The organism is Streptomyces sp. ME19-01-6, from assembly GCF_033793745.1.
Taxonomy (GTDB): domain Bacteria; phylum Actinomycetota; class Actinomycetes; order Streptomycetales; family Streptomycetaceae; genus Streptomyces.
On sequence record NZ_JARAXF010000015.1, the window covers coordinates 56,896 to 76,682 of the forward strand.

Annotated in this window: 18 protein-coding genes and 1 pseudogene; 12 read left to right on the forward strand and 7 right to left on the reverse strand. The window is 68.3% G+C overall.

Going from position 1 to position 19,787, the window contains the following annotated elements:
* The first annotated feature begins 698 nt into the window (after window positions 1-698).
* Window positions 699-1,598 carry a TauD/TfdA family dioxygenase gene (locus PV419_RS29055; protein ID WP_415925399.1) on the forward strand — a complete coding sequence of 300 codons (900 nt, stop codon included), beginning with the start codon at window positions 699-701 and terminating at the stop codon, window positions 1,596-1,598.
* A gap of 11 nt (window positions 1,599-1,609) precedes the next feature.
* On the opposite strand, the gene thrC is transcribed toward PV419_RS29055, so the two are convergent.
* The 3 genes from thrC to PV419_RS29070 form a co-directional block, all read right to left on the reverse strand.
* A complete protein-coding gene (gene thrC, locus PV419_RS29060; protein ID WP_319694005.1) occupies window positions 1,610-2,764 on the reverse strand; it encodes a threonine synthase in 1,155 nt (384 codons plus the stop codon).
* 140 nt (window positions 2,765-2,904) lie between these two features.
* Window positions 2,905-3,861, reverse strand: coding sequence for an ornithine carbamoyltransferase (locus PV419_RS29065; RefSeq protein WP_319694007.1), 957 nt, complete (start codon window positions 3,859-3,861; stop codon window positions 2,905-2,907).
* The gene (locus tag PV419_RS29070; RefSeq protein ID WP_319694009.1) at window positions 3,858-4,922 is read right to left on the reverse strand and encodes an ornithine cyclodeaminase; all 1,065 of its coding nucleotides are present in this window, start codon (window positions 4,920-4,922) and stop codon (window positions 3,858-3,860) included. Before PV419_RS29070 ends, PV419_RS29065 begins: the two co-directional genes overlap by 4 nt.
* A 246-nt stretch (window positions 4,923-5,168) precedes the next feature.
* On the opposite strand from PV419_RS29070, the gene PV419_RS29075 reads away from it, so the two are divergent.
* A complete protein-coding gene (locus PV419_RS29075; RefSeq protein WP_319694011.1) occupies window positions 5,169-6,326 on the forward strand; it encodes an NADP-dependent malic enzyme in 1,158 nt (385 codons plus the stop codon).
* Window positions 6,327-6,514: 188 nt separating this feature from the next.
* A complete protein-coding gene (locus PV419_RS29080; protein ID WP_319694204.1) occupies window positions 6,515-7,591 on the forward strand; it encodes an integrase core domain-containing protein in 1,077 nt (358 codons plus the stop codon).
* Here the strand turns inward: PV419_RS29080 and PV419_RS29085 are convergent.
* Both PV419_RS29085 and PV419_RS29090 read right to left on the reverse strand, forming a co-directional pair.
* Window positions 7,566-7,922 (reverse strand): hypothetical protein, encoded by a 357-nt coding sequence (locus tag PV419_RS29085; RefSeq protein ID WP_319694013.1) that lies wholly within the window; start codon window positions 7,920-7,922, stop codon window positions 7,566-7,568. The genes PV419_RS29080 and PV419_RS29085 overlap by 26 nt on opposite strands.
* 69 nt (window positions 7,923-7,991) lie before the next feature.
* Window positions 7,992-8,225 carry a hypothetical protein gene (locus tag PV419_RS29090; RefSeq protein ID WP_319694015.1) on the reverse strand — a complete coding sequence of 78 codons (234 nt, stop codon included), beginning with the start codon at window positions 8,223-8,225 and terminating at the stop codon, window positions 7,992-7,994.
* A gap of 1,447 nt (window positions 8,226-9,672) precedes the next feature.
* Between PV419_RS29090 and PV419_RS29095 the strand changes: the two are divergent.
* From PV419_RS29095 to PV419_RS29115, 5 genes and pseudogenes are all read left to right on the forward strand, one after another.
* Window positions 9,673-9,989, forward strand: a pseudogene (locus PV419_RS29095) (DDE-type integrase/transposase/recombinase); the annotation flags it as partial.
* A 1,003-nt stretch (window positions 9,990-10,992) separates the two neighbouring features.
* The gene (locus PV419_RS29100; protein ID WP_319694017.1) at window positions 10,993-11,193 is read left to right on the forward strand and encodes a hypothetical protein; all 201 of its coding nucleotides are present in this window, start codon (window positions 10,993-10,995) and stop codon (window positions 11,191-11,193) included.
* Window positions 11,190-11,612 carry a PIN domain nuclease gene (locus PV419_RS29105; protein ID WP_319694019.1) on the forward strand — a complete coding sequence of 141 codons (423 nt, stop codon included), beginning with the start codon at window positions 11,190-11,192 and terminating at the stop codon, window positions 11,610-11,612. The genes PV419_RS29100 and PV419_RS29105 overlap by 4 nt, the downstream gene beginning before the upstream one ends.
* 17 nt (window positions 11,613-11,629) lie before the next feature.
* Window positions 11,630-11,938 carry a helix-turn-helix transcriptional regulator gene (locus tag PV419_RS29110; protein ID WP_319694021.1) on the forward strand — a complete coding sequence of 103 codons (309 nt, stop codon included), beginning with the start codon at window positions 11,630-11,632 and terminating at the stop codon, window positions 11,936-11,938.
* A 247-nt stretch (window positions 11,939-12,185) separates the two neighbouring features.
* Complete coding sequence (locus tag PV419_RS29115) at window positions 12,186-12,449, forward strand: hypothetical protein (RefSeq protein WP_319694022.1); 264 nt, start codon at window positions 12,186-12,188, stop codon at window positions 12,447-12,449.
* Here the strand turns inward: PV419_RS29115 and PV419_RS53410 are convergent.
* Window positions 12,359-13,303, reverse strand: a complete 945-nt coding sequence (locus PV419_RS53410; protein WP_415925400.1) for a transketolase C-terminal domain-containing protein — start codon at window positions 13,301-13,303, stop codon at window positions 12,359-12,361. The two genes, PV419_RS29115 and PV419_RS53410, sit on opposite strands and share 91 nt — an antisense overlap.
* 188 nt (window positions 13,304-13,491) lie before the next feature.
* Window positions 13,492-14,205, reverse strand: coding sequence for a GntR family transcriptional regulator (locus PV419_RS29120; protein WP_319694023.1), 714 nt, complete (start codon window positions 14,203-14,205; stop codon window positions 13,492-13,494).
* A 211-nt stretch (window positions 14,206-14,416) separates the two neighbouring features.
* On the opposite strand from PV419_RS29120, the gene manD reads away from it, so the two are divergent.
* From manD to PV419_RS29140, 4 genes are all read left to right on the forward strand, one after another.
* Window positions 14,417-15,625 carry a D-mannonate dehydratase ManD gene (gene manD, locus PV419_RS29125; protein WP_319694025.1) on the forward strand — a complete coding sequence of 403 codons (1,209 nt, stop codon included), beginning with the start codon at window positions 14,417-14,419 and terminating at the stop codon, window positions 15,623-15,625.
* Window positions 15,622-17,076, forward strand: a complete 1,455-nt coding sequence (locus PV419_RS29130; protein WP_319694027.1) for a mannitol dehydrogenase family protein — start codon at window positions 15,622-15,624, stop codon at window positions 17,074-17,076. Before manD ends, PV419_RS29130 begins: the two co-directional genes overlap by 4 nt.
* A gap of 107 nt (window positions 17,077-17,183) precedes the next feature.
* Window positions 17,184-18,578 carry an MFS transporter gene (locus PV419_RS29135; RefSeq protein WP_319694028.1) on the forward strand — a complete coding sequence of 465 codons (1,395 nt, stop codon included), beginning with the start codon at window positions 17,184-17,186 and terminating at the stop codon, window positions 18,576-18,578.
* A complete protein-coding gene (locus PV419_RS29140) occupies window positions 18,575-19,675 on the forward strand; it encodes an L-idonate 5-dehydrogenase (RefSeq protein WP_319694030.1) in 1,101 nt (366 codons plus the stop codon). Before PV419_RS29135 ends, PV419_RS29140 begins: the two co-directional genes overlap by 4 nt.
* Window positions 19,676-19,787 lie beyond the last annotated feature (112 nt).

Here is a 19,787-nt window from a genome sequence, read left to right on the forward strand (position 1 = left end):
GGAAATTTCCTCTCGCGCTTCCTGAACAGGGCGGCTGAGCCGCGTAGCACGTGTCGCCCACTACGGTTTTAGGAAAGGCTCGACTATCACTCCGCCTATCAGCCTAATGGCATGGGCGGAGCGTTGGAAAATGGGTGGAATCCGCAAGGCGCGGCACCCCCGTTTAAGTCGTCCGTGGTCTCGTTCACACAGCGCATGCGGACGAGTATGCGCGTGCTGACGTGCTGAGTTGCCCAGAGGCTAGGCACACAAAAAGAAGACAGGCAGCACCTGACGGAAACTTTCCGACAAGTCCAACGCTCACGAACAGTATCGACGTGGCGCACATGCGACACGCCAACCCGGCGATGACATAGCATGTAACGTGTTGAAGATGTGAATCGATCCAATCCCAGCCGAGTTTAAGTCGGCCATAATGAGGGTGTCAAGAGGAGCCCCTACGGGACGTCATCTCACTGACCTATACGACAGGTTGGAGCTTCCTGTCCAGCTTCTCTCATAGAGTGGATCGCCGTAGAGTGTGGTCCTCTTACGGCAGTCTCGGAACGGGGAGCCCTGCGATGAATGAGTTCCGTATTCCATCCGTGCGGAATACTCGGCGCGTCAGAAGTCGCATCAGCACGGACACACTCGTCGATATCGCGCCACCGCCTTCCGCCTCGACCGACCTTACTGTCGCCCGCCCCAGGGTGCCGGGCGTGCGGCTGGACACGTGGACCTCCTCGAACCGGGCGACGATCGAGAAACACCTGCGGGCCTCCGGCGCCCTCCTGCTGCGTGACTTCAAGGTGCCCGACGCTCCCGAGTTCGAGCGTGTCTTCGGTGGCCTCTACAGCGATCTGGTCACGGAGCACGAACGTTCCTCGCCCCGGCACCGGATCGCCGGGAACGTGTTCACCTCGACCGACCATCCGAACGACCAGCCGATCTTCCTGCACAACGAGCTGTCCTACGCGACCCGTTGGCCGCTGCGGATCGCGTTCTGCTGCATCATCGCCCCGGGCACCGGGGGCGAGACTCCCATCGCCCCCATCCGCTCGGTCACCCGGAACGTACCGGCCGCCGTCCGGGAGAGGTTCCGGGAGAAGAAAGTCATGTACGTCCGGAACTACGGGCGCGGCTTCGGCCTGTCCTGGCAGGAGTCCTTCCAGACCGACGATCGGGCGACGGTCGAGGCGTACTGCCGCAGCGCCGGCCTCGTGGCCGAGTGGGAGGGTGTGAACCAGCTGCGCACCCGCCGGGTGGCCGAGGCGCTGGCCCGCCATCCCGAGACGGGAGAAGTCCTCTGGTTCAACCACGCGACCTTCTTCCACGTGTCCACCCTCGGACCCTCCCTCCGCTCCGCGATGACCGAGCAGTTGCCGGCTCATGACCTCCCCACCAACAGCTTCTACGGCGACGGGACAGCCATCGAGCCAGACATCCTGGACACCCTGCGCGACGCCTACGAGCGGGCGAAGGTGACCTTCCCGTGGCAGACCGGCGACGTTCTCCTGCTGGACAACATGCTGACCGCGCACGGCCGGGCGCCGTACTCGGGAGACCGGAGGGTCGCCGTCGCCATGGCACAGCCGGTGGACGTCGGCCGCGCCGGGTGATCCGGCCCCCATCACTCCATCGCGGCCATGATGTCGGTCAGTTCGGCCTCGAGGGCCGCATAGTCCTCGGACACCTCGATCCTGGGTCGGCTTCCAGCCGTCGCAGCCAGTGGATCCTTCAGCCCGGTGCCCGTGTTGATCAGCACCGTGCTCTCGCCGCGGCGCAGCCGCCCGGTCTCCAACAGGCCGGGCAGCGCCGCGACCGTCGTCGCGCTCGCCGGCTCGGCGAACACTCCGCCGAGCCGGGCCAGCAGATTGACGGCCGCCATGGTGTGCTCGTCGGAGACCGCGGTGAAGCAGCCGCCCGTCTCGCGGACCGCCCGTAGGGCCCGCAGCCCGTCCTGCGGCGACTCGACGTTGATGCTCTCGGCCCGGCTGTGCGCCGGGGTGGCCTCGGCCTCCCTGTCGCCGCGCCGCCAGGCGTCGAAGAGGGCGGGGGCCGCGGTGGACTGCACCCCTATCAGCCGGGGAATCCGGTCGATCCAGCCCATCGCGAGCGCGTCGCTGAATCCCCGGTGGAGACCGGTCAGGATGTTCCCGTCGCCCACCGGAACCAGCACAGCGTCCGGTGCGCGCCAGCCGAGCTGCTCCGCGATTTCCAGGGCGGCCGTCTTCTTACCCTCGGCGGTGTACGGGTTGTACGCGGTGCTGCGGCAGTACCAGCCCTTGCGGCGGGCGACCCGATAGCACAGCTCGACGGCTGCCCCGTAGTCCCCGCGCGCCTCGACCACCACCGCGCCGTAGGCACGCAGCTGCGCCATCTTTGCCTCCGGCATCCCCTGCGGCACGAAAACCAGGCAGCGGAGCCCCACCACGGCACAGCAGCCGGCCAGGGCCGCCGCGGCGTTGCCCGTGGACGCGGTGACGATGACTGACTCTCCGATCTCACGGGCCTTCGCGACCACGAGAGCACTGGCCCGGTCCTTCAGCGATCCCGTCAGGTTCCGCCCCTCGTCCTTCAGCATCAAGCTGCGCATCCCCAACCGCGCGGCGAGGCGGGGTAGTTCTGTCAGGGGAGTCCAGCCGATCCGGCCGAGCCGATCGGTCGGTCCCGGCTCGAGGCCGCCGACCGGCAGCAGCCGACGATAGCGCCACATGGACGGTGCCTCGGCGTCCACGACCAGGTCCGGCGGTCGTCCGGCGCCGATCTTGGGGTAGTCGGGCACGAGATCGAGCGCCGCGATCCCCGGGCAGACCGGGCAGACATACCGAACACTCTCCAGGCTGTACTTGGATTCACACCGCGAACAGCGCCAGCCGAAGAGATCCGTCAGCGGTGAAGTGGCAGGAGGGGGACCCGACTCCGTCATGACCGATCGGCCACCGTGGTCTCAAGGACGGCCATGGCACTGGCGAGCTTCATCTCGGCCTGGCACCAGGCGATCGAGCGCTTGCCGTCCAGCACCGCGCCCGCGACCTCGTCACCACGATGCGCCGGCAAGTCATGCATGAAGACTGCTTGCGGGTACCGGCTCATGAGCGTCTCGTCCACGTAGAACGGTCGGAATGTCTCCCGCCAGGACGGGTCCGCCTTCTCCGTGCCCGTCGTCTGCCAGCGCGTCGTATAGACGACATCCACCTGGTCCGGCAGCCGATGCATGTCGTGGGCCTCGTCCATTCGGGTGCCCCGCTGGCGGGCGACCTCCAACGCCTCGGCGAGCAGCGGCGCCGGCAGGCCGTAGCCCGGGGGCGTGGCGAAGGTGACCCGCACGTCGGGGACCAGGGCGAGGCCACGGGCCAGCGCGGTGGCTGTGTTGTTGCCTTCCCCGATGTAGAGAAAGGACAGCCCTGAGAGCGACCCGAAGTGGTGCGCCAGGGTGGCGATGTCGCACACCGCCTGCGTGGGGTGTTCCTCGGTGGCCATCGCGTTGATCAACGGCATGCCGGAGGTGCGGGCCAGTTCGCGCATGTCCGCGAGTGGACCCGCGGTCCGCACGACGAGGGCGTCAAGCATGAGTCCGAGGATGCGGCCGGTGTCGGCGATGCTCTCGCCGGTGCCGATCTGCAGGTCACTCGGTCCGTAGGCCAAGGGGGTGGCCCCGAGCCTGATCGCGGCGACCGTGAAGGCCGTCCTGGTGCGGGTCGAGGTCGCGGTGAAGAACAGGCCGATGGCCCGATCGGTCAACGGTCGGTCGGCCGGGAACGGGTCACGGCGAAAGTCGACCGACCGCTGCACGAGGCCGGCCAATGCTTCGGCGTCCAGGTCGCGGAGGCTGAGCAGACCGGCAGCCGACGTGCCGGCCAACCTGTCGCGGTCCGTCATCGAGCCTCCCCATCCGTGCCCAGCAGATTGATGCGCGTCCCGAGTCCGTCCCTCTCGGCCACTCCCCGAATGGCATTCACCATGCCGACATCCAGGATCGACATGCCGAACGGATTGCTGACCACAACGCCGTCGGTCGGGCGTGCTGCGGGGACCTTGCCGATCAACACCTCGCCGAGGGTTCCCGATACGACTCCGCGACGCACTTCGCGGGCCGGGTCGGCCACTTCGGCATCTCCTGGCAGGATGGCTCCTTCCTGCAGCAGCCGGCCGAGGATACGGCGCGGATTCTCGGCGATGAGCTGCACGTCGTCGACATAGAGCCGCTCGGCCCCGGCGAAGACGTCCTCGCACAGGTCGTCAAGCGAGACGTGCGCGACGAAGCTGCCGGGGCGGAACCAGTCGATCTCGGCGTAGGGCTTATCCGAAACGGTCAGCGTGATCACGACTCGGCTGGCGGCCACGCAGGCGCGTGCACTTGGCGCCGACTCCACGCGCATCGCGGGCCCGCGCTCTGCCGCCCAACGAGCGAACCCAGCCCCCCGTCGCGCATCGGTGTCGAAGGCGTGAACACGGGTGACCTGGGGTAAATAACGCCCGATCAGTTCGAGATGGGCGCGGGCAAGTGTCCCGCAGCCGATGACCGAGACCGCGTCGAACGACTCCGGACCAAGACGACGCAGGCTGGCCACCGTGTAGGCGGCGGTGCGTAACGCGCTCAAGTATCCGGCCTCGGCGAGCAGGCGCGGGCGCGCCGTTTCGGGATCGAACAGGAGTGAAATCCCCCCAGCCCGCTCCATTCCCTTCGACGGATTGCCGACCGAGGCGTTGATAAGTTTCAGCCCATAGACGGGATCGGAACCCGTAAGGGCTCCGAGCATGGCGATGGATCTGCTATATGCTCCCTCCGAGTTCCGCCACGCCATATAACCCTCGGCAGGCAACATGACTTCGGCGCGGGCATGCCGTCGCAGCACCTCTTCCGTCACCGCCACCGGGTCGATCCGCGCCGCGCACCTCCGCACCTGCGTTCGATCGAGCACAAGCACTTCCTCCGGCATCTGACACTTCCTCTCGGATCGAATGCGCACGGTGCCAGCGGCAAGTCCCTGCGCCAAGCTTCGCACGGACAGCACCCACAAGAACAGACATGACATCGCGGAAGATGTGTCGGAAAGACGACTTCGGTCGATGACTTGCTCTTGCCGTGAACGAGACTGTTTCATGGGCCACTTGACACGTGCAAGGTCCCCTTCGATACTGACCTATGGCCGCCCGGCTACTCGTTGATGCACGGGGGAGCATTGGTGGACACTTCTTCGCCTCTCACAACTTCGCGGATCTTCGAGGCCTATGAGCACGGGTTGCTGTCCGTTCGGCCGAAGGAGCAATCAAGGGAACCGAAGGAGCGCGTTGCCATATCGGCTGCCGGATCGGCATTGGTCAGCCGTGCCATCGCGGACGATCCCAGTCTCGCGGCCACGTACACGTGGGCCAGCAATCTGACGCTCGTCGTCAGCGACGGTTCAGCGGTTCATGGACTGGGCGATCTGGGATGCCATGCGGTGCTACCAATCCTGGAAGCCAAATGTGCCTTCTTCAAGTCCGTCGCGAACCTTGATGCCATTCCCCTGGCCTTCACCGAGCGAAACGTCGATTCCATCGTCGATACACTGGTGCGCATTCGGCCGTCATATGGCGCGGTAAGTATCGAGGACGTCAGCGCCCCGACGTGCTTCGAACTTGAGCAACGACTGAAGGAAACGCTGTCATGCCCCGTTATCCACAATGATCAGCACGGCACCGCAGTGGCGGTGACGGCCGCCCTGCGAAATGCTTCGCGGCTCCTCGGCCGCACATTTACAGGTCTGCGCACCGTCATCGTGGGTGCCGGAGCGGCCGGAATCGCAACAGCTCGGATGCTTTCTTCCTTTGGGATCTGCGATCTCATCCTCGTTGATAGCCGGGGAATCATCAACAGCGATCGCCCCGGCCTCGCGGGAGCCAAGCTTGATGTGAGCCGCAACACGAACCCGCGAAAGCTCCGTGGCGGCTTGGCAGACGCCATAATCGGGGCAGACGTCCTCATCGGGCTGTCCTCAGCCAGGATCGACCGAAACCTGTTACGGCTCATGCATCCGCAGCCGATTATTCTCGCGTTGTCGAATCCGGAGCCGGAGGTCACGCCGGAGGATGCGGCCAGAGTTGGGGCGCTGTACGGGTCCGGTCGATCGGAGTCCCGGAACTGCGTCAGCAGCCTGCTGGCCATCCCCGGAATTCTGCGGGGTGCCAACGAATCAAGAGCTCGCGAGATAACCGGCGCCATGCTCCACGCGGCGGTCGCGGGATTGGAGTCAGCGAACAGCGATTCTCTGAGCTGGGATTCTCTGATGCCCGATCTCTTCGACCCGAAATGCTGCGATCATGTCTCCCAAGCCGTCGCCGCTGCGGCGGCGACGGCTTGAGTCGACCGACAGCTCCAGCATGGTGGGCACGGCAACGCATCGCGAATGGACCACAGGCCCTCTGGCCGGCCGCCGCCACCTCCGCAGCTCAGGGGCCGCGGGGCGGGCGCAACACGTACGTGTGCCGCTCGAAAAGCCATCGCCGCAGGTGAGCTGGATGCGGTCAGTCCGCTGGGATCATGTCCTCCGTGATCGTGTCCTTGCTGTACAAGGTGACCCGGAAGCTGCTGACGGTTCCATCGGTGCTCCTGCGACGCGGGACGGCGAAGGAGGCGGAACTGCTGGTGCTGCGGCACGAGAACGCGGTCCTGCGTCGCCAGTTGGCCGGACCGGTCTGTTATGAGCCTGCCGACCGGTTCTGGTTCGCCGCCCTGTCCGGGCTGATACCCCGGCGTCAGTGGCGCGAGATCTTCCCTGTCACCCCCGGCACCCTGCTTGCTTGGCACCGCAGATTCATCGCAGCAAAGTGGGACTACACCGCGCGCCGGGGTACCGGCCGTCCGCCTACCCAGACAGCGATCAAGAAGCTCGTCCTGCGGCCGGCGAGGGAGAATCCGACGTGGGGGCACCGGCGGATCCAAGGGGAGCTGGCCCGACTCGGGTATCGAGTCGCCGCCTCGACGGTCTGGGAGATCCTCCGCGCGGCCGGCATCGACCCTGCTCCACGTCGCTCAGGTCCCACCTGGCGCGAGTTCCTGACCGCGCAAGCTGAGGGCATCATCGCGGCAGACTTCTTTCACATCGACACCGCCCTCGGCAGGCGGTTGTATGCGCTGGTGTTCCTCGAGCACGGCACCCGGCGGCTGCACATCACCGGGGTCACCGCCCACCCGACACGGGACTGGGCGGCGCAGCAGGCGCAGAATCTCACCGCCGACCTGGGCATACGCATCGAGACCCTGCACTTCTTATTACGCGACCGCGATGGCAAGTACAACGAAGCGTTCGACGCCGTCTTTGCAGCCGAGGAGATGGACATCCTCAAAAATGCGCCACAGGCTCCCCGCATGAACGCGCACTGCGAACGCATCATCGGCAGCATCCGACGCGAAGCCCTCGACCACATCCTCATCATGAACGAGGCCCACGCCCGCCACGTCCTTGCGGCCTACGAGCGGCACTACAACGAACACCGACCCCACCAGGCCCGCAACCAGCTACCACCCGACGTCCACGAACAACCAGCGCATGGCCTCAGCACCGGCAAAGTCCTGCGCACCCGGATCCTCGGCGGCCTCATCAACGAGTACAGATACGCGGCATGACATGCAGCGATGACTTTTCGAGCGGCACACGGTCCAGCCGCTGGGCCCGCGCGGCCAGCAGGCCGATCACTTCCAGCACCCAACGCCGCACCGTGGTCGCGGAGATGTTATTGCCGCCCGCCATGTCGGCAAACCGCTGGTCATGGCGGAGAACGGCGAGGACGATCGCGGCGATCCGTCCGGGAGGCAGCTTGCGCCACCGCGAGCCGATCTTCTTCAGATGGCCGCGCAGCAGGTCGCCGAGACGGGTCAGGGTGGCCGTGGACAGGGTCAGGCTCGACTGGTAGACAACCGTGTCAGTGCCCCTGGTGGAGCTGGTCTTGTTTCGCATACGGCATCAACTGCCGCCGGGGGCACGGACGTTACGGACCCCTCGCGCGGAGTCGCCACTCACGCTCACTCACAGCGTGGTGGTGAACTTCCCGTCGGCGAGCTTGCGCAGCCAGCCCCGCTCGGCCAGCCGGTTCAGCTTCGCCCGCATCGCCTCCGAACGGGCCGGCTCCAAAGAGATGCCCAGCTCAGTGCAGACCTGCTTGACCATGACCGGACCGTCGGCCCGCCGCACCACATCCATGATCCGCTGGTAGTCCGCGGGCAGGACCGACTCGTCCAGGCCCCGCTCACGCGGCGGCACCGCCAACACCGCACGGCCCGCGACCTGCCCGGCCCGCGACCTGCCCGGCCCGCGACCTGCCCGGCGGGCGGCCCCGCCGTCCGGTCGGCCTCGGCGCGCAGCTGCTCGAACAGCCGGCGCGCGACCCGCTCGGCGACGGCAAGTTCCTCCAGCTCGTCGCGGACCTCCTGAAGCTGCTGGCTCAACTTCTGTGCCCGCATCTCCAGTTCGGCCCTGCGGGCCGTGATCAGCTCACGAAGGTGGGTTCCGCATCCTGGGCCACCTGACGCACCTCCCGCCCGGACAGGCGTCCTGCGCACGCCGAAGAACCCCCGGAACAGTGATCACCAAGACGGCAGACGATCTTGAGCTCCGACAACTGCCCCCGGCCAGAGAGTGCACGATCAACGACTCACACCAGCCCCATGACCAGCAACTTCAAGGTGGACCTTCAGCGGCGCTCGAACCCGTCGGGCGGATCGTCGCCCGCGTGGACGCCTTCGCGGAAGAGGACGGCCTTCACGACAGCGCGACCCACGTGAGAGCGAGGACGAGGCCGACGAGGAACGCGGTCCCGATCGCCAGACCCAGGACCAGCCGGGAGCGGGCGTCGGCTGTGCTGCAGGCAGTGTCATTCATACAGCAATCATGTCACTACGTAGCCTGCGCAGGGCCGTACTTGACCACGTAGCCGGAGGAGCACGCCTCCCGCCCCGATCGTACGGACAGACACCTCGCTCACATCGGAAATCCCCCGATCCGTAAATCACCGAAACGGCAGACGATCTTGAGCTCCGACAACCGCCGCCGGCCAGCACGAGTGCACGATCAACGACTCACACCAGCCCCATGACCAGCGGCTTCAAGATGGTGAATCTTCACTGCACCGGATCGCCGTCACGCAGGCGCACTATCACCCAGACGCCCGCGCCTACCTACAGCGCCGGCGAGAGGCCGGGAACACCAACACCGAAGCCGTACGCGCCCTCCGGCGCCGTCTGTCGGACGTGGTCCACCGAGCCCTCCTCCACGACGCCCAGACCAGCACCGAGCAAGCTGACCTCACGCAGGCCGCCTGATTGACATAGGAGTCATTGGACGCAACCTCCGGTCTCGGTATGACGCGCTAGCAATGCCACTCTTCTCGGCTCAGGCACGGCATACGGGAGGACGCGCCATCGGCGCTCAGGGTCGGCCAGAACAGGCCAGCAAGAGGACATCTCGTACGTGTACTTCCGAGTACATCAGAATCCGAGATGCCTCTTCCAGGGCGACGCTGGATCACATTTGACAACCGGAATGCCCGAATATGCCACATGGCCAGCGGACAGAAACGACGATACCTGCGGCCCGGATTCGACCCCATGGGTTTGTTCAGCTGATGAACATTGCCTCTGACCTGTGGAAATACGGGGCGGCAGACGAGTCAGGCTACGCCGGGTACAGGACCGGTGGAACAAGGCCGCAACTCACGGACAAGCTCCGCTCCTACCGCGCCGCTCGCCGCGAGGTCATACCCTCCGTGGAACACCGGTAGTCGAAGTACCTGAACAACCGGGCGGAGAACGGCCACTAGCCGACGAGGCAGAGCGAACGCGCGATGAAAGGCTTCGCTCCATCAGCGGGGCCCAGCGGTTCCTGTCCGTGACAGCCCCCGACTACCGGGCCGAGACGAGCATCCGCTTCGCCATCTGGGAGCAGGACACTGTCGTCGCCGGTCGGCCCACCGCGCGGCATCCGGGCCACCAGGCCCCGACGTGCCGTCAGACACCCACGCCCCAATAACGCGGCAGTGCCGGTATGCGGTCTCCCCGGACCACTGCCCCAGCGCTTGCACTCATCGGCGCCATCACTTCCACTCGCTTGGCACACTATTTACTCCGACAAGACCCCGCAAGGCTGTCTCGTTACGGCGCTGCAGAGCCGGATACAGCGCTCACGCCCTGGGAGTGCCCCATCTGCCGTCCTGCGTCAAGGGGCTTTACTGCCCCTTGGCACAGGCCGTCCACGGCGGCGGAACACCCCACGTACGGGCTGCCTGCGGAAACCTGCCCGCAGGGATCATCGGCAGTCTCCCCTGCCCCTGCCGAATGGGGAGCGCGGCACCGTGCTCCCACCACGAAAGGTGCTCGAGAGCCGACAAGGGTTCCTTATGCCTCTCGATGCGAAGAGCATCCGAATCGATCGGGTGACGTCAGGAGCCCGTGGTTGACGACGGCGCGTGGCGGCGCGGTACGGCGCCGTAGGTCTACCGGATCGGGTGACGGACGAATCGGACACCGTTGACACGTCTGCGAGTTGGGAGCACGAGGGCTCCCAGAGGGCTCCCACTTGCTCCCAGCCCGGAAACGGCTAAGGCCGTCTCCGCTACCCGCGGAAACGGCCTCCGACCTGCGAAAACGCTGGTCGGGACGACAGGATTTGAACCTGCGACCCCTTGACCCCCAGCCCAGCGACTACTCTCTGCAGCCATTCATATCAGGCTGTAGCGGCCCGTTCAGATACTTACACCGCCATACGAAGCCCAAGAAGCACACACCCCGCATATTACGCGCCAGTCGGCGCCACCGAGGCGCAGTCGGACGAGGCATCCCTCTTTCGAGTGATGCGAACCGCGGTCCGGCGACTTTGACCGCGCGAGGCCGAGCCCACCGCCATCCCCTCCGATCCAAGAAACACCCGAGGCCGACCCTCGACGTGCGCCTAGCCGGCCGCTCAACACCTGCACGCACGATCGATAAGGGATTTATTATCGTGGTAAGGATGCAAGAGATTCAGGGAGGACATGATGGCCAAGATCACCATTGAGATCGACGAGGAGCGCCTCGCCGAGGCCAAGCAACTCCTGCACACCGAGGACGACACCGAGGCTGTGGCCAAGGCGGTGGACATCGCGGTCGGCGCGATCTACCAGCGTCGCGCGGCCCGGCAGCGGCTGAGCGAGCTCGCCGGTGAGGGCGGCGCCTTCGGCAAGGCCCGCCCGGCGTGAGCGAGTCGTATCTGATCGACACCAGTGCCTGCAACCGGCTGTTCCGGATCCCCGCCGTGGAGCGACACTGGGCGGCCATCCTTGATGAAGGCCAGGTGAGCGTGTGCGAGATCACCGAGCTTGAACTGGTCCATGCCGTCGGCGGCCGCGAGGAACGGGCCGTGCTGGAACGCTATCTCCACGACGCCTTCGGCTGGACCCCTGTGCCCGACCGTGCGCTGACCCGGGCCCGGCAGGTGCAGGACCTCCTCGTCACCTCGAGCTGGCACCAGGGACCGGGAGCGGTCGACCTGATGACCGCCGCCACCGCAGAACTGTGCGGGCTGACACTGCTCCACTACGACGCGGACTTCGAAACCATCGCCAAAGTGACCGGACAACCCCACCAGTGGATCGCCTCACGCGGCAGCGTCGACTGACAAGGACAACGGCCACCATGGACCACACCACACACCCCGCCAAGCACACGGACGCAACACCGCCCGAGAAGACCACCACCCACCTCTGGGGAGCCTTCCTGAAAAAGGCCCGGCGCAGCCGAGGAATGAGCCAACGTGCACTGGCACGGGAACTGGGAGTCAGCCAGGCCCGGATCGCCCAGATCGAAAACGGAGCCAGCACCCCGCAGATCGACACCATGGCCGCCTACATCAGCGCCCTCGGCGGCGAACTGACCCTGCGAGCCGACTTCCACGACCACGCCACCCAGACCACATGGCCCCAACCACGCACCACGGAAAGCTGACACTGGCTCAGGTTTGCGGTGCGCCGCTCACCCTGGGAGTGCCCCATCTGCCGGTCGACGCCAAGGGGCTTTACCGCCCCTTGACGCAGCCCGTCCACGGCGGCTGGAACGCCCCGCGCACGGGCTGCCTGGTCCTTCAACGCGGGCGGGGGCGCAGCCTCATCCGAACCGATCCCGATGCCACAGGTCGCCTACGGCGTGAACACGGGGCCTGGACAACCGGATCCGCACCGGACGACCGCAGAAGATGACCGTCGACACCCGCTCCTGGCTCGGTGGCGCCATCGCGACCGTGGACACCAAAGTCTGGGCCTCCTACGACGACGGTGAGAGCTGGCGCCCGCTGACCCTTGAGCGGGCCACGACCCCAGGCACCTACGAGACACAGCTCAAGGCGCCCAGGGCGAGTGCCTCTGCGGGCTATGTCAGCCTCCGTACGAAGACGGTCGACGCGCTGGGAAACGAGGTGGAGCAGACGGTGGACAGGGCCTTCGGGATCACTCCCCGCTGAGCCGACGACCCCGCCGTTCCACCGCGAGGCGGGCCGGCCCCCGCCGCCCCCTGCCCGCCGGCGTGTACACAAGGCACGGACGGTCGGCCCGAACAGGGCCTTCGGCTCCTGCCAGAGGGGTGTCCGCCACGGGCGCCCCTCTCCGAAAACCCGGGCAGCAGCGGTCGTACCGCGGCCGGCTTCCTCCGCGCGGGACGCCCGCCTTCGCCGCCGTTTACGCTTCGGGGCTCCCACGTCATCCACCGGCCCTGCGTGGACCATGCCTCATGAGTACCGTGCGGGGTCCTGTCTTTCCCTACGGGACCGACTGGTCGCAGGACGGCGAGCACAGCCTCCACGATGCGGTCGGTGGCCAGTCGGTACTGGTCGTGCACCGTCGGGCGTGCTCCCGCCGCCAGGAACTCGTCCAGCAGCGTGATCGGTGTGACGCGCGCGCCGAGGCCCCAGCGGACCACGGCGGAGGCCACCGTCTCGTACAGCCCTCCGATCACGGTGTGGTTCTCCAGGGTGAGGGCCAGCCGGGTCCCGGCGAGTTCGCCCAGCACTGTGTCCTCGTCGAACGGCCTCAGGGTGGGCGTGCGGACCACCACCCTGTCCACCCGAGCTGGAAGGTGTAGTCGCACTAGTCCAGCACGACCGGCACCTTGCCGCGCAGCAGCCGCAGGTAGGTGGGGTCCTCGCGAGCGGCGACCTGTGGCACCGCCTGCGAAGTCGGTCGCGTCGCAGGGGTCCACGATCGTCAGCCCCGGCATCCCGCGCAGGAGGCAGGGACCGCTTCTTCGGGCTCCCGAAATCTTGACCGCGGTCGCTTTCGCGTGGCCCCGCCACACCGAACGGGTACGCGAACTCCGCATTGGCGAACAACTCACCGAACCGGTCACGGACCGCTACCGGCAGCGGCACCTCACGCCCCGAATACTTCGCCCGCACCGCCCGGACAACCTCCACCACCGGCTACGGCTACGGCTACGGCTACGGCTACATCGACCCCCAGGACCGGATCCGCACCACGACAGCGCGATGGAGCGCGCCGGGAGCGGGGCTACTCCCAGACCACGACGTTGCGCCGCACCGGCACTCCCGAGGGGTCGGTGGCGAACAGTTCGGGTGAGTGGGTGCGGATGCGCTCGATGTCGCTGAAGACCGCTCGCAGGTGAGTGCGCATGGAGATGCGGGCGAGCGTAACATTCCCGCCGACGACCGCGTCGAAGATCTCGTGGTGCTGGGCGATGAAGATGGCAGGGGACACGTTCTCGTGGAGGCCGAGGCGCCGTGCCCGATCCAGATGCCCCTTGGCCGCGGCGACCGTGGACCAGACGTTGCCATGACCGCTCAACCGCATCAGGCCCTGGTGAAAGGCCTCGTCCAGCTCGAAGAACTCCTCAAGGCCGAGGTCCGCGCGCTGCTGGCGTTTCAAGTTGTCCCGCAATTCCTCGACGACCGCGGGGTCGAGCCGCGGGGGAAGATTGTCCAATGAGGCGAGTTCGACAGCCTCCCGAAGGAACTGCGCGTCCGCGACCTGCGCCGGGTCCACCCGGGACACGAATGACCCGATCTTCGGGAAGACCTGCACCAGGCCCTCCTGGGCCAGCATGATCAGGCTCTCCCGCACCGGTGTGCGGCTCACGCCCAGGGACGCCGCGAGTTCGTTCTCCGACAAGGCGGCGCCCGGGGCGAGTTCGAGGGTCAGGACCATGTGACGCAGCTTGAGGTAGATAGCGCGCCGACTCGTCCGACGGCGATTCGATTGAGCCATGCGCCCATCGTACGTATCGGTGGAGCGCGCTTGGCGGTGGTCGTGAGCTGTGGAGCTGCTTTGGGCCACACGTAAAAACGTGGTGACGAGAGCATTGCCGCGCAGCGCGACAGATGCTTGTATACAAGCCCTGCGCGACAGCACCTGCCCGCCCGCGTGGCGGACGCTTGGTCGGCAGCCGTGTCCCACTCCGCCGCAAGGAGAGCCCTCCGTGAGCAAGATCGAACGTGTCGACGTATTCGTCGCCTCCCCCGGGCGCACCTTCGTCACACTGCGCATCACCACCTCGGACGGGGTGACCGGACTCGGTGACGCCACGCTCAACGGCCGTGAGCTGTCCGTGGCGAGCTATCTGCGCGACCACGTGGTCCCGCTGCTGATCGGCAAGGACCCCGCCCGCATCGAGGACATGTGGCAGTACCTGTACAAGGGCGCGTATTGGCGTCGCGGGCCCGTCACCATGACGGCCATCTCCGCCGTCGACACCGCGCTGTGGGACATCAAAGGAAAGACCGCCCAGCTGCCCGTCTACCAGCTCCTCGGCGGACGGTCCCGCGACGGCGTGCTGGTGTACTCGCACGCCAGCGGCGCCGACGTGCCCTCGCTGCTCGACGACGTCGAGCGCTATCTGGAGCTGGGCTACAAGGCGGTGCGGGCGCAGGCCGCGGTGCCCGACGTCGGCGGCACGTACGGCGTCCGCAAGGGCAAGGTCTATGAACCGGCCGCGACCGATCTGCCCGACGAGCAACCCTGGGACACCGAGGCCTACCTCGGCTTCGCACCCACCTATCTGGAGGCGGTGCGGGAGCGCTTCGGCTTCGGCTTCCACCTCCTGCACGACGTCCATCACCGGCTGACCCCCCTCGAGGCGGCCCGGTTCGGCAAGAGCGTCGAGGGCTGCCGGCTGTTCTGGATGGAGGACCCGACTCCGGCGGAGAACCAGGAGGCCTTCCGCCTCATCCGCCAACACACCACGACCCCCATCGCGGTCGGCGAGGTGATGAACTCCATCTGGGACGTCCAGCACCTGATCACCGAGCAGCTCATCGACTATGTGCGCACCACCGTCGTCCACGCGGGCGGCATCACCCACCTGCGGCGGATCTTCGACCTCGCGGCGCTCTACCAGGTGCGCACCGGCTCCCACGGCGCGACCGACCTCTCCCCCGTCAGCATGGCCGCCGCCGTGCACCTCGACGTGACGGTGCCGAACTTCGGCATCCAGGAGTACATGGGCCACGCCGACGAGACCCATGAGGTGTTCCGCAGCGGCGTCACGTTCGCCGACGGCATGCTCCACCCGTCCGAGGAGCCGGGTCTCGGCGTGGAGTACGACGAGAAGGCGGCCGAGCGCTTCCCTTACCAGCGGCGCTACCTGCCGGTCGCTCGCCGCCTCGACGGCTCGGTGCACGACTGGTGAGCGCCACCGCCCTTCCCGCGCTGAACCGCGCGGCGTTCTCCCGCCTCGCCCCGGGCCTGCGCCCTGCGGTCGACCCCGCCGAGCTGCGCGCCCGGGTCGTCCACTTCGGCCTCGGTGCCTTCCACCGGGCGCACCAGGCGGTCTACACCGAGAACGCCGCCGCCCGGTCCGGCGAGCCCTGGGGCATCACCGCCGTCGCGCCCCGGTCGGCGGAGACCGTGCGCGCACTGCGGGATCAGGACTGCCTCTACTCGTGCACCGAGCGGCGGCCGGACGGCAGCGTGTCCCGCGTGGTGGGCTCGGTCGTCGGCGCGCTGGCGATGGGGCCGGACGCCGCGGCCGTCGACGCCCTGCTCGCCGACCCTCAAGTGACCGTCGTGACCCTGACCGTCACGGAGAAGGGCTACCACCGCTCGCCGCTGACCGGCGGTCTTGACACCACGGCGGCAGCGGTCGCCGCCGACCTCGTGGCGGCCCCCGACGGCCCCCTCGCCACGGTGGTGGGCCGGCTGGCCGCCGGGCTCGCCGCGCGGGCGCGCGCCGGCGCACCGCCGATCAGCGTGGTGTCCTGCGACAACATGGCGGGCAACGGCGCCGCGCTGAGCCGGGTCGTCCATGACTTCGTCCGGGCCTCCGCCTGGCCAAACCGCGACAGTATCCTGGCCAAAATGACCGAAAGCGTCACCTTCCCCGCGACAGTCGTGGACCGGATCGTGCCCGCTTCGAGCGAGGCCGACCAGGCGGCCGCGGCGGCCGCGCTCGGGGTGCACGACGCCCTCCCCGTGGCGGGTGAGCCCTACCGGCAGTGGGTGCTGGAGGACTCCTTCGCTGCGCCCCGGCCGCCCTGGGAACGGGACGGCGCCCTGTTCGTCCCCGACGTCGCGCCGTACCAGCTCACCAAGCTACGGCTGCTCAACGGCTCCCACTCGGCACTGGCCTACCTCGGCCTGGCCGCCGGGTGCGCCACCATCGCCGACACCATGGCGGCGGACTGGGGCGAGCGCCTGGTCCGGGCGGTGTGCGCGGAGGTCGCCCCCACCCTCCCCGCCGACGGCCCCGATCCGGTCGCGTACGCCGACGACCTCGTCGTACGCTTCCGCAATCCCGCGATGCGCCACCTGCTCCGGCAAATCGGCTCCGACGGCTCTGTGAAGATCGCGGAGCGCTGGCTGCCCGCCCTGCGCGAGCTGCGCGCCCGCGGCGCGGACGCCCCGGTGCTGGAGCTCGCCCTCGCCGCCTGGGCGCACGCCACCCGCCACGCGCACGGCACCTTCGCCGACCCTGCGGCCGAGGCGCTCGCCGCCTGCTGGAAACGGTCGGCCCGGCCCTCGGCGACGGTGCGGGCGCTGCTGCGCCTGCTCGGCGCGACGGACCTGGCGGACGACGACGCTCTCCTCACCGCCGTCGCGGACCGGCTGCCCGCTCTCCGCGCGGGCCGCGTGGAGATCTGAGCCCGGCCGCCGCCCCGCCCACCGCACAACGCCCCTCCCCCGAACACCGCACATACCTCTCCCCTCCCCCGAACACCGCTCACCGTCCCCGAACAACGGAGTTCACCATGCAGGACAGCACCATGACCGAGGAGCAGGCACCCCCCGCGCAACGCACCACGCGCGATCTGGCCAGAGCCGCCGTCTCGGGCTGGCTCGGTACGGCCATGGAGTTCATGGACTTCCAGCTCTACTCGCTGGCCGCCGCGATCGTCTTCAACAAGATCTTCTTCCCGGACGTCAGCCCCGCCATCGGCCTGATCGCCGCCATGGCCACCTACGGCGTCGGCTACGTCGCCCGGCTCGCCGGCGCCGTCTACTTCGGGCGGATGGGCGACCGGATCGGCCGTAAGAAGGTCCTGTACCTCACCATCCTGCTGATGGGCGCCTCCACCACCCTCATCGGCGCCCTGCCCACCTACTCCGCCATCGGCATCGCGGCGCCGATCCTGCTCGTCGCGCTGCGGCTGGTGCAGGGCTTCGGCGCGGGCGCCGAGATCGCCGGCGCCACCGTGCTGCTCGCCGAGTACGCCCCCGTCCGCCGGCGCGGCCTGGTCTCCTCGCTGGTCTCGCTCGGCACCAACTCCGGAACGCTCGCCGCCTCGGGCCTGTGGGCGCTGCTGCTCGGCGTGCTCAGCGAGGAGCAGTTGCTCTCCTGGGGCTGGCGGCTGCCCTTCCTGCTGAGCTTCGTGCTGATGCTCTTCGCGTTCTGGCTGCGCCGTGGCCTCAAGGAGAGCCCGGTGTTCGACGAGCGCGCCGACGTGGTGGACGGCGTGGCCCTGCGCCGTGACGAGGTCGAGTCCGCCATCGCCGAGGCCGACGACCACCGGGGCGATGTGCTGGCGGCCGGTGTCCGGCAGCGCAAGGGCAAGGCCTTCTTCCTCGCGCTCGGACTGCGCTTCGGCCAGGCGGGCAACTCCGGGCTGGTCCAGACGTTCCTCGTCGGCTACATCGCCACCAATCTCGCCGTCGGCAAGGCCGTCCCCACTGACGCGATCATGTACGGCTCGCTGCTGGGCTTCGCCACCGTGCCGCTGATCGGCCTGCTCGGCGACCGCTTCGGACGACGGGTGCTCTACCTCACGCTCACGGTGCTGACCATGGCGGCGGCCTTCCCGGCGATGCTCCTCATCACCTCAGGCTCCACCCCGGGCGTGCTGATCGGCATGGTGCTCGCCCTGAACATCGGCGTCCTCGGGCTGTTCTCGCTGGAGAGCGTGACGATGGCCGAACTCTTCGGCGCCCGCGCCCGGTTCACCCAGCTCGCACTCGCCAAGGAGATCGGCGGCATCCTCGCCACCGCGATCGGCCCGGTCCTGGCGGCCACGCTCACGGCCGTCACCGGCAGCTGGTGGCCGATCGCGGCGATGCTCGTCGTCTACTCGCTCATCACCTTCGTCAGCGCGCTTCTCGCGCCCGAGACACGCGGACGCGACCTGGTCCGGCTGGAGGACGCCGCATGAGCGCGGTCACGGGCGTGCGCCGTATGAGCGATGCGGTCACGGAAAACCTCGCAGAAGAAGAGCGTATGAGGGCGGTCGTGGTGCACGGCCCCGGCGACGTGCGCGTCGACGAACGGGCCCGGCCGGTGCCGGGCCCCGGCGAGGTCCTCCTGGCCCTGGAGTGGGGCGGGATCTGCGGATCCGACATCGCCTACTGGAAGAAGGGGGCGTCCGGTACGGCCTCGCTCACGCACCCGCTGGTGCTCGGGCACGAGGTCGCGGGCCGGATCGCCGCGCTCGGCCCCGAGGTCACCGGCCTCGGCGAAGGGCAGCCGGTCACCGTCCACCCGGCCCAGCTCGTCGGCGACGGCGTACTGCCGGAGCGGATCGCCGGACGCACCAACCTCTACCCGCGCGTCCGCTACTTCGGCTCAGCCGCCTTCGACCCCCACACCGACGGCGGGTTCAGCGAGTACCGGGCGGTCCGCGCGGACCAGATCCGGCCGCTGCCGGACGGCGTAGGCACCGAACAGGGCGCGCTGGCCGAGCCGTTGGCGGTCGCCCTGCACGCCGTCGGCCGGGTCCCAGACCTGCGCGGCCGCAGCGTCCTGGTCAACGGCGCGGGACCGATCGGCTCCCTGGTCGTCGCCGCGGCCCGGCACCACGGTGCGGGCACGGTCGTCGCCGCCGACCTGGCGGCGTCCTCCCTCGCCGTCGCCCGCGCCATGGGCGCCGACGAGATCCGCGACCTTTCGCGCGGCGACGGCCTGCCGCAGGACGTGGACATCGTCTTCGAGGCCTCCGGCGCCCCGGCGGCGCTCGGCCCGGTATTGCGTGCCACCGCCCGCGGCGGCACCCTCGTCCAGGTCGGCAACCTGCCCGGCACGCCCGCCCCCGCGGTCCTCGGCGACCTGGTGACCCGCGAGATCACCTGGATCGGTTCCTACCGCTTCGTCGACGAGATCGACGACGCCCTGCGCGCCCTGCGGGACGGCCTGGACGTGACTCCGCTGATCACCCACCGCTTCCCGCTGGAACGAGCCGAGGAGGCACTGGCCCTCGCCGCCGACCCGCACAGCGGCAGCAGCAAGGTCATGCTGCGGCTGGCCGACGCATGAGGCCCGGCGCGCCGCTCCCCGCCCCGAACGTCACCCCTTCGTCCCAGGGCGTCCACGTCACCGCCGTCGCCGCCGTCATCGCCGTCGCGTACGTACGCCCTCATCCACCGTC

Bases quoted from the DNA above. Each gene is read 5' to 3' on its own strand.
- PV419_RS29065 (WP_319694007.1), bottom strand. From the start codon at position 3,861: ATGACGGACCGCGACAGGTTGGCCGGCACGTCGGCTGCCGGTCTGCTC.
- PV419_RS29070 (WP_319694009.1), bottom strand. From the start codon at position 4,922: ATGCCGGAGGAAGTGCTTGTGCTCGATCGAACGCAGGTGCGGAGGTGC.
- PV419_RS29085 (WP_319694013.1), bottom strand. From the start codon at position 7,922: ATGCGAAACAAGACCAGCTCCACCAGGGGCACTGACACGGTTGTCTAC.
- PV419_RS29100 (WP_319694017.1), top strand. From the start codon at position 10,993: ATGGCCAAGATCACCATTGAGATCGACGAGGAGCGCCTCGCCGAGGCC.
- PV419_RS29110 (WP_319694021.1), top strand. From the start codon at position 11,630: ATGGACCACACCACACACCCCGCCAAGCACACGGACGCAACACCGCCC.
- PV419_RS29115 (WP_319694022.1), top strand. From the start codon at position 12,186: ATGACCGTCGACACCCGCTCCTGGCTCGGTGGCGCCATCGCGACCGTG.
- PV419_RS53410 (WP_415925400.1), bottom strand. From the start codon at position 13,303: ATGCGGAGTTCGCGTACCCGTTCGGTGTGGCGGGGCCACGCGAAAGCG.
- PV419_RS29120 (WP_319694023.1), bottom strand. From the start codon at position 14,205: ATGGCTCAATCGAATCGCCGTCGGACGAGTCGGCGCGCTATCTACCTC.
- PV419_RS29135 (WP_319694028.1), top strand. From the start codon at position 17,184: ATGCAGGACAGCACCATGACCGAGGAGCAGGCACCCCCCGCGCAACGC.
- PV419_RS29140 (WP_319694030.1), top strand. From the start codon at position 18,575: ATGAGCGCGGTCACGGGCGTGCGCCGTATGAGCGATGCGGTCACGGAA.